Annotated in this window: 7 protein-coding genes; all 7 read right to left on the bottom strand. The window is 51.0% G+C overall.

The annotated features are described in order from the left end of the window. Window positions 1-1250 (bottom strand): condensation domain-containing protein (locus VIM87_RS10195; protein ID WP_331996895.1); only part of this gene is annotated, 1250 nt, incomplete at its 3' end. A gap of 23 nt (window positions 1251-1273) precedes the next feature. Continuing rightward, on the bottom strand, window positions 1274-2470 hold the full coding sequence (locus VIM87_RS10190) for a glycosyltransferase (protein ID WP_331996894.1): 1197 nt from the start codon (window positions 2468-2470) through the stop codon (window positions 1274-1276). 90 nt (window positions 2471-2560) lie between these two features. Then, a complete protein-coding gene (locus VIM87_RS10185; RefSeq protein ID WP_331996893.1) occupies window positions 2561-3766 on the bottom strand; it encodes a glycosyltransferase in 1206 nt (401 codons plus the stop codon). Between the two features lie 11 nt (window positions 3767-3777). After that, window positions 3778-4545, bottom strand: coding sequence for an alpha/beta fold hydrolase (locus VIM87_RS10180; protein ID WP_331996892.1), 768 nt, complete (start codon window positions 4543-4545; stop codon window positions 3778-3780). After that, window positions 4536-4835, bottom strand: a complete 300-nt coding sequence (locus VIM87_RS10175) for a phosphopantetheine-binding protein (RefSeq protein ID WP_331996891.1) — start codon at window positions 4833-4835, stop codon at window positions 4536-4538. Before VIM87_RS10175 ends, VIM87_RS10180 begins: the two co-directional genes overlap by 10 nt. Continuing rightward, window positions 4823-9112, bottom strand: a complete 4290-nt coding sequence (locus VIM87_RS10170; RefSeq protein ID WP_331996890.1) for a beta-ketoacyl synthase N-terminal-like domain-containing protein — start codon at window positions 9110-9112, stop codon at window positions 4823-4825. The genes VIM87_RS10175 and VIM87_RS10170 overlap by 13 nt, the downstream gene beginning before the upstream one ends. Before the next feature lie 28 nt (window positions 9113-9140). Beyond that, window positions 9141-9571 (bottom strand): KR domain-containing protein (locus VIM87_RS10165; RefSeq protein ID WP_331996889.1); only part of this gene is annotated, 431 nt, incomplete at its 5' end.

Below are 9571 nucleotides of genomic sequence, written 5' to 3'. Positions count from 1 at the left end.
TCCAGTAAAAGCTCCATGGCCTTATCCCGGATAGCATTGGCCTCTTCATACGACAAATACGCGTCGTTAGAGAGGAAAGAGAAATTTAATTGTTCATCAAATGTGCTGGCAATAATGCCGTTCGGATTGGCTGATTTAAAGATGAGGATGGGATTGTGTACCGCCTCTACTTCAAAGGAGCTGAATTTTTTAGGAATGTCCAGCCGGCCCATGTTAGAGAACGTAAGATCATTATTGCCCCTGGCTGTGCCCAGGTACTGCGATAATTTTTTCACTACCGGGTGCAGGTATTCATTAAGCATGATCTCTTCATACACCTTCAGGTTGGAGAGCTTTTCCGACAGCCGGTTATTCAGCCGCTTCACCTGCTCCTGGAAATCCAGCATGGGATCTTTATCAATAGATAAGGTGGTGCTGGTGGCAAAGCCAAACAGCATATCATCTTTTATTTCCGGGATGTAACGCCGCAGGTTCACCGGGCAAAATACCTGGTTCTTTACATTTTTGCTGCCTCTTACATGGCGGAAAGCAAGCAGGAACGCCGTACACAAAGCTGCGTGCATAGTGGTATGCTGCACCTTGCAACGCCTTACCAGCGCCGCGGTAGCTGCCTTGTCCATTTTCCAGCGCACGGTATAATCCTTACCCCAGCGGATCTGTTTTTTGCCGGATACAAAGAACAGGAACAAACGTAAAATGGCCGCTGTTACCTTGCCTTTGCGCTGTAATTTCTTATCGGATAAAATGGCTTCCGGCACCAGGTCCTCTACTGTATTAAATGATTCATATTGCCCGATGGCCAGGTCCGGCTGATCCAGCAACGTAAGCATTTCCTTATACAGCGTTACAATGGAAGCGCCGTCGCAAATACAGTGATGGCACACCATAATGAGCTCCGATACTTCTGCGGAGCGCAGCCACACCATGCGCAGCAGCGGACCGTTTTGCATATCAAAGCGTTGCTGGCACTCCTTTTCAGATTCCCGCATCCAGTCCTCATCCGATGTGCGGGTGAGGATGCGCACCGGGATATCCGGTACCGGCATGGGTGATACAAACCAGGGCTGGCCCTTGCCATCTTCCTGCACACCTGCGGTCAGCAACGGATGCCGGGCCTGGATCTTAGCCAGCGCATTCCGCAACGCCGCTTCTGTAAAGGAGCCGTTGATCTTTACCGTAAAGGTGATATTCTTGGGAATGGTACCATCTCCATAAATGAAGCGCTCCAGGAAAAGTAGTTTACGTTTCATAGTTTATTTTTTGGGTCCATGGACTAAAATGCGACCATCTTAGCCTCTGCTGCAAAGCTTTCCAGGTATTCCACTGCTTTATCATTACCGCCGGCCTGCACAAAGGTTTCGCGGATGCGCTGTGCGGCATTGCGGTACTGCGGATTGTTGAGCAGCTCCCACATAGCTGTTTTAAGATCGTTTACCCGCAGTCGTTTATAACGCAGCTTAATACCGCAGCCGGCCTTTTCTATCAGGGATGCGGTATGAAAGTGATCGTAGGCAATGGGCGTAATGAGCATGGGCAGGCCGTTCACGAAGGTATCGTTCACGGTATTAAAACCGCCATGACAGATCACGGCATCCATTTCAGCCATCAGCTCTGATTGCGGTACAAAACCCTGCACAATAAAATTATCCGGCCAGGTTTCAAAAATATCCGGGCTGGTGGCGGCAATTATGGTCAAAGGCTGATCAGCAAAGGCTTCTATCAGCTTGCTGAAAAATTCCTTGCGAATATCTACCAGCAGCGTACCCAGCGATACATATACTTTTGGCGTGGTTACCTTGCGCAGGCGTTCCCAGTCAAACGGTGTTTCATTGGGGCGGCCTTTTACCGGCCCTACAAATTTCATATGTGCCGGTGCGTTAGGTACATTGGCAAATGTTTGCGAGGTGAACACCAGGTTCAGCTGGTTTGAGTTTACGATGGCCTGCGGCGTATAAATACCAAACTCCTGCTGCAGGGAAAGAATGTTGTGCACCCACCAGGCATGCACCTTGGGCGCGCTCATTGCATCGCCTCCCACATCCGGCGGCACCGGGGTAGTGGTTACACAGGGAATACCTTTGTTATGGGCACAAATAGCGCCTGCAAAAGTGATGCAGTCGCTCACGATCACATCCGGCTGAAACTCGTCTACAATACGCTCCAGGCCTTTCATAATGAAGCGGCAAAAGGGCATATAGGTTTCTTCCAGCGCCAGCTTCAGGGTTTCGGCTCCTGAAATGTGCGGGCCATCGTCCTGCCGTTTTAAGATCCGTTGTATTTCAGGTAAATGTTCTTCCAGCTCCGCATGCGGTACAATGAACTCGCCACCGGCAGGTACATGTTTGGCGGCAATTTCCTGGATGCCGACCCAGGCCACTTTATGGCCGCGGGCTAACAGGCTGGCGCCTACGCTGAGCGTAGGGCTGATATGCCCGAAGAAGGGAGGGACGACGAATAGGTATTTTTTCATGGAAACGGTTTTAATGTGCAAATGTGCAGATATGCAGATGTGCAGATGTTTTGGAAATTGTGCGAATATTAAGATATGCCTGGTATGCTTTCAACTCATTTGCACATTTGCATATCTGCACATCTGCATATTTTCCAGCAACCCAGCCGTTCTAGCGGTGCCGCCTGCTTTTTCAAAAGATGTTTTAACCTGTTGTGCAGCCGCCGCGTATTTCGGATCCTGCAGCACATCCCACACGGCATTTTTTAAATGTTCTGCCTTAAAGCGTTTAAAGTTCAGCCGCACACCGCATTCCGTAGCGGTTACGCAGCCGGCCACAAAAGACTGATCGTATGCAATGGGTATCACTACCAGCGGCAGGTGATGGGCCAGCGTTTCACACACGGTATTGTGGCCGCCATGGCATATTACAGCATCCAGGTAAGGCAGCAGCCCAAGCTGCGGCACTTTTTCCTGTACAATAAAATTATCCGGCCAGGTATCAAAAAGCGCCGGGTCTGATACCACTACTACGGTAAGCGGCTCATTACCCAATGCGGTGCATACTTTGCTGAAGAAATCTTTTTTATAGGTATGGTCGAAGGTGGTACCAATAGATACCAGCACTTTATGCGGCTGGCCCATATGGTAAAACCGTTCCCATTCAAAGGGTATGTTAGCCGGGCGGTGTGCAATTACCGGCCCTACAAACTGGTAATAATCCGGCAGCTCTTTATCGCCAAAAAATGCTTTAGAGGTAAATACCAGCGTAAGCTGGTCGGAACACTGGATGGGCTGTGTGGCGGTGAGCCCTAATGATTGCTGCAGCGCTACTATACGCTGATCGCCCCATTCTTTTACCTTGGGCAAATCGTCCATGGCGCGTACTGCGGCAGGCGCTGTAACGGCAGTTGCATAGGGAATGCCCTTTTTAACGGCGGCCATGGCGCCGGCAAACAGCTCATGGTCATTGATCACCACATCGGGCTGAAAAGTATCCAGCCACTCCATAATGCCGGGGAACATATACCTGTTCAGCGGCACCAGCACATCATCATACAGGAACTTAATGCTTTCCACGCCATATACATTCTTTTGCTGGATGGCATCCATGTAAGGCTGGTTTTCTTCTCCATTGTTTGTTTCATCATATTGGATCAGCAGCAGCTGTCCGCCGGGAGGCAGCTTTTCCTGCAGGGCAGGTTCCAGGCTTATCCAGCCTACTTCATGCCCGCGCAGCAGCAGTTCTGCGCCTACGCTCAGCGTTGGATTAATATGACCCGTTAATGGAGGAACAACAAAAGCAAATTTTGCCATAGCCGTTATGGTTAGTCTTGAGTGTCAAAAAAATCTTTTAGTGCATTGCCTATGGTAAAAGGCTCCTGCACCGGTATGTTATGATCGCCGTTCACGAAGAGTAAGCGGGCGTCTTTTATTTTTTCCTGCAGCTCCAGCCCGGCGCTTACACAATCGGAATCCCTGCCGTAAATAAGCAGCGTTTCGTGCGGTATATCCTTTATACCGCCGTTGCTGAAGAAATGCCTTTCCTGCTGCATATCCTGCCGGATGGTACTTTCTTTCAGCAGAAATTCGTACAGCCGGTGCCGGCGTTCCAGCTGCCGCTTGCCCATTTTAGCAGGGGAGTGGTCGCCCTGCCCGTTCACGAAATGTACCAGCAGCTCTTTGCTGTATACATCCACCACGTTCATGGTTTCCTGCTCATAAGGGTTAGGGCTTTCAATAACCGCCAGCTTTTTAATTTTTTGCGGGTGGCGGATGGCTGTTTTAAGGGCTATTAACCCGCCATAGCTGTAACCGGCCAGGTACACGGATGTGAGCTGTAAGGCATCCATCAGCGCTAACAGCTCATCGCTCATGGATTGCAGATCATAGCCCTGTTGGGCTCTGTCGCTCATACCATGGCCTTTCAGGTCATATAACACCACATGATAGCGTTCCGCCAGTATGGGCGCAATGTTAAAGTACCAGATGGAGAGGTTGGTGAACATACCATGTACCATTAACACGGTTTCTGCTGCGCCCTTGTTCATCTCCTGCAGGTGAATGCGTGTATGTGGCAGCTCCACTACAGGCATGACTGGATGTATTTGGTAATATCGCCCAGGTTCAGGCTAATGATCTGGTCCAGGTCCATGTTGGATAACCAGCCGGTAAAATCAATGTCCTTGCCGAAATAGTTCTTTACTTTTTCAGAAAAGGCTACGATCTCAATGCTGTCCATTTCCAGGTCTTTGGTAAAGGAGCTGGCTGCTGTAATATCCAGGTCTTCCACAAATTCTTCACCGATCACTTCTGTGATGAATTGTTTCAATATGGGCAGGATCTCTGCTTCGCTCAGCTTAGCGGGTTGTGTTAACTGGTCCATCCGATAATGTAGTTTTTGTATTGAATAGTTTGAATGTGTACGCCTTGTATGGTTAAGGTTTCGCCGTTAATGGCCTCTACCACGTAAGCCTTTGGATTGCCCTGCAGGCCCTTGCCCAATGATTTGCCATAGGCTTCTTTAGCTACCCAGTAGCGGGTAAGCCACTCCGCATGGTTGCGGTTACCCAGCAGCGCCAGCTCCGCGGGGTCAAACACCAGCCCTTCAAAAGCGGTGTTGTGCTCCCGTATCTCTTCTATGTCAATGCCTACGGGTTTGCCAAAGCGGGCAATGGCCACGGCATCCGTATTTTTATGCGCCAGGGAAATGTGAATGTTGCCGGTCATGTCGCCTGCTGTAAAGGGCTGGCCTGCTTCATTTGACCTGATGGCAAATTCCACCGGGTAGTACAGGTTACCTGCTTCCAGCAGCAGGGCTTTTACCGCATCTTTTACGGCTACCCGGCTAATGACCCATTCTTTCTTTTTATGCAGGGGCAGGCTGTTGTGATGTTTTTTCTCCTCCTGGTTAAAGTATCGTTTCACAATAAAATCCCAGGAGTTCACGCGGCTGTAAGCGTTGTTGAACATAAACACACCGGGTACAATCTCTTTTGCCAGTGTATGTTTGGGGGAGATGAGCGCATTCCACAGCGGTTCATCAATTTCCAGGCGGCGGTTTTGCCAGCCGCGGATGATGGCCCATACCTTACCATCCCGTTTCAGGATAAAATCTGCAAATGCAAATTCATCGTTCAGGGATGTTAGCTGGCAGGTGCATTCAAAGCTGCCCTGCTGGTCTTCCATCTGCTGGTAGAACTCCACTTCCTGGATCTTTACGGGGAAGGCTATACGGTCTTTAGGCAGGGTTAGCTGCAGCCATAAGCCGAACAGCTGCCCGGCATTATCCAGCAGGGAGCCTTTGCCGGCGCCGCCTTCAATGATACCGGTAATGCCTTTTTCGGCAATTACCTTTACTTCGGTAATGCCCTGGTAGGCAGGCCCGTGGAACATGCGCTGGGAGTAGATCTGCTGCGGCGTGATAGCAAGCTGCAAAGGCGCGCCAATATCTGCTGCCGTTTTTTCCGGCGTACCATATTGCTGCGATAACTGTACTTCTGCATTGGCATATTTTTCCAGGTCCAGGTAAATACGGTCAGGTGTTTTCCATTCTCCTTTTACGGTTTCGCGGAAGGGGGTAGCCACATTCATCCACTGGAACACTTTTACCTGCATGATCTTTTGTACTTCCATGCCCGGTGCATTTTCTTTGGCTATATCGCCAAACATTTCCAGGATCATGGTCATGGGTATCACGGGCTCACAATCATCTGCACAATGCCAGCCCGGCCTTTGGCGTATCAGGGAATGGTCTATGAGGTAAGGATGTGTATCCAGCGATACATCCAGCTTTTTTATAACCGGCTGTTTTTGCAGCGGGGTTGTGGGCATAGCCGTATGTACATGGCCGTTAGTTCCGTTGCGGTGGGTAGCTTTTTGCCGGAGCATTTCCATTACGTTATGCTGTATGTCGGAGATCTCTGCAAAATTGTTCAGCAAAGCCTGCATAACCGGTGAGGCAGCTGTTTCCGGCACGGCGCTGCGGTTAGCAGCCGGCACCGACAGCTTTTTCAGGGAAGGCAGCTCCCGTACAATGGGAGAGCCCAGCTGCAATTTTATAGGGCGGTTAGCTGATTTGCTTTTTATAGTGGCAGCTGCAGGTGCTTCCATAAAGGTGCTGTCTACTGCCTGGCCTTCTACAAACAAAGCGGCCAGTACGCGCTGCAGCTGTGTGAGGCCGGAGCGGGTGGGTACGCTGGCCGCTACGGCGCTGTAATTTTTTTGTTTCAGCGTATCATCTACAAAACCTATTAAACCACCGGCGCCTACCTGTACGAATACACGTACGCCCGTTTCATACAATTTCTCTGTAAGCTCGCGGAAGCGCACCGGTTCCACCAGATGCTCCACGCTCAGCGCGCGGATGGCGGCAACATCATCCGGGTAAGTGGTTAAGGTAGTGGCCGACCATACCGGCACTGACGCCTGCTGGAATTCCAGTTGGTTCATGCCATCCAGCAGCAGCTCCAGCTTGTCTTTTACAAAGGGGGAGTGAAAGCCTGACTGGAAGGGCAGCACCTGGTAAAAGACCTGTTCTGCTTTTAAGGTATGGATAAATTCCTCCACGGCCTCATTGGCGCCGCAAAGGATCACCTGCTGCGGGCAGTTATCAATAGAAAGGTAAATGTCTTTAGTGGCGGCCAGCAATGGTTTTAGCCGGTCATACCCGCAACCTGCCACCAAAAAGGTAGCGTTCTTTTGTTCAAACAGGGCAGGGTCTAATTGCGCCTGCAGGCGTAACAGTGATTGCTCTGTTACCATTTCAGCGGCGCGGCCGGCCAGCCATTCACCCAGGCTATGCCCTGCATTCAGGTGTGGTTGTACGCCTAATAATTTCAGGGCGCTATCCAGGATGCTGCTGTTCTCCATTTGCTGCTGCGCAGCGCCTAACACACCATCGGCAGCAGCTGTATGCGATAAGCCCTGCAGGTTAAAATACTGTGCTACGCTGCTGGTTTCGCCACCGGCCAGGCCATCCAATCCCGGAAACAGGAAGGCTATTTTACCGCCCTGTAATAACATGGGTTCGTTGGTGAACCAGATGTCCTGCCGGTTACGCCAGGGCACATCTTTATTTACAATTTTTATAGCGCGTTGAATGCGTTCCGGTGTAGGATCAAAAATGGCTATACGGTAAGCGCCTTCACCGGTAAAGGTTTCATTGTTTTCCAATGCCTGCAGCAGCGCGGCTTTATTTGGCCTTGCCAGTAACAGCACCGGGTCTTTTTGCGCTGCAGCGCCTATGCCGTTGAATTGTTTTTTTGCAATGCCTTCCTGCATACCCACAGCTTCCATTACCACATGCGCATTAATGCCGCCAAAGCCAAACGCGTTCACTCCGGCACGTCGCGGCAGCCCGGTTTCATCCCAGGGGGTGGCGCTGTGTATGGGTGTGAACCGTGTTTTTTCCATAAAAGGCAATGGCTCTTCACAATGAAGGGTAGGGGGCAGCTGGCCGTGATGTAATGCCAGCGCGGTTTTAATAAGGCCTGCTATACCGGCTGCGGGCATGGCATGACCTATCATGGATTTAATGGTGCCAATGCCTGCTTTGGGTAATGCTGCTGCGCTGCCAAATACATTCAGCAGGGTTTCCAGCTCTGTTTTGTCGCCCAGCTGTGTGGCGGTGCCATGCGCTTCAATTAGACCAATATCGCGGAGATCAGCCCCCGCTTGCTGCCAGGCCTGCAGAATGGCCTTTGTTTGCCCTTTTACAGAAGGGCTCATTACACTTACACCTGCGCCGTCGCTGGATACGCCTACACCCTTAACGACCGCGTATATACGATGTCCGTCACGGATGGCGTCTTCCAGTCTTTTCAGCACAACAAAACCGCAGCCTTCCCCAATGATCACCCCATCTGCACGCTGGTCAAAAGGCCTTATCTGCTGGTTGCGTGATAAGGCGCCCAGCTGGGTGAAGATGCTCCAGAAAGGCGCGTTCTGCGAGGCGTGCACGCCGCCGGCTATTACCATATCGGAACGGCGGCTGCTGAGCTCCTGCACGGCATGGTCCACTGCTATAAGTGAGCTTGCACAGGCGGCATCAATGGTATAGGCCGTGCCGCCCAGGTTCAGGCGGTTGGCCACCAGAGAAGCTACCAGGTTGGGGATGAGGCCCATGGCCGTATCGGGACCAAAGCGGCCTTTCTTTACCTGGAACTCTTTTTTCACCAGGTCTAATTCTTCCGATCTTAAATTGGGCAGCAGGTGCTGCAATACCCGTACTATTTGTTCACCGGTTCTAATAATTTCAATACCTCTTACTGCGCCGGGGCCGGGGTAGTTCCCTTTGCCAATGATGATGCCTGTTTTTTCCAGCGATAAGTTCTTTTCAAACACTCCGGCATCATTCAGCGCTTTATGGGCCAGGTGTAAGGCCAGCAGCTGCTCCGGCTCCGTGCTTTCCACGACCAGCGGCAGGATGCCAAATTGTATAGGATCAAATTCTGCAAAATCATCTATAAACCCGCCGCGCCGGCAGTAGAACCGGTCTACTGCTACCTCCCCGTCAAAGAACATGCTCTCCATCCGGTTTTCCGGTACGGTCTGTATCGCATCCACCCTGTTGATGATATTTTTCCAGAAAGCAGCTACATCAGGGGCGCCCGGGAAAATGCAGGACATACCTATGATGGCTACGTCTATGTTGTGGTCCATTTTTATGATTTATTTCCCTCTTTCTTTATCAGAAAGTAACATTACCGGCCATGATCACTACCTGGCTTTCATTGCCATACTTCAGTTCATCAATAAAGGTTTCCATACCATCGCCCAGCGGTATTAAGGCTATGCCACGGCGCTCGTATTCCTTTTCCAGCGAAGGGGATACCATGCCGGTGCCTTTCCAGGGGCCCCAGTTAATGGCCATCACCTTAGCTTTCAGCTGCTGTTTCAGCACCCGTGCATAACGGTCCATTACACTGTTGGCGGCCGCATAATCTGTTTGCCCGCGGTTACCGTATACAGAGGCTACGCTGGAGAACAGGACCACGAACTGCGTGTCTGCATTCAGGTGCTCAGCCAGCACACGCAGCGGTGTTACTTTGGTGGAGAATACACGCTCAAAGGATTCCGGCGTTTTCTGGTGGAACAGCTTATCTTCCAGCAGGCCTGCGC

It is taken from the genome of Chitinophaga sp., assembly GCF_036569125.1.
Lineage (GTDB): Bacteria > Bacteroidota > Bacteroidia > Chitinophagales > Chitinophagaceae > Chitinophaga.
Note: the sequence above shows the minus strand (reverse complement) of the source record. Positions and strands in the feature narration are given on the sequence as shown.

Excerpts from the sequence above, each read along its gene's own strand:
- VIM87_RS10190 (WP_331996894.1), bottom strand. The coding sequence starts at position 2,470 with ATGAAAAAATACCTATTCGTCGTCCCTCCCTTCTTCGGGCATATCAGC.
- VIM87_RS10185 (WP_331996893.1), bottom strand. The coding sequence starts at position 3,766 with ATGGCAAAATTTGCTTTTGTTGTTCCTCCATTAACGGGTCATATTAAT.
- VIM87_RS10180 (WP_331996892.1), bottom strand. The coding sequence starts at position 4,545 with ATGCCTGTAGTGGAGCTGCCACATACACGCATTCACCTGCAGGAGATG.
- VIM87_RS10175 (WP_331996891.1), bottom strand. The coding sequence starts at position 4,835 with ATGGACCAGTTAACACAACCCGCTAAGCTGAGCGAAGCAGAGATCCTG.
- VIM87_RS10170 (WP_331996890.1), bottom strand. The coding sequence starts at position 9,112 with ATGGACCACAACATAGACGTAGCCATCATAGGTATGTCCTGCATTTTC.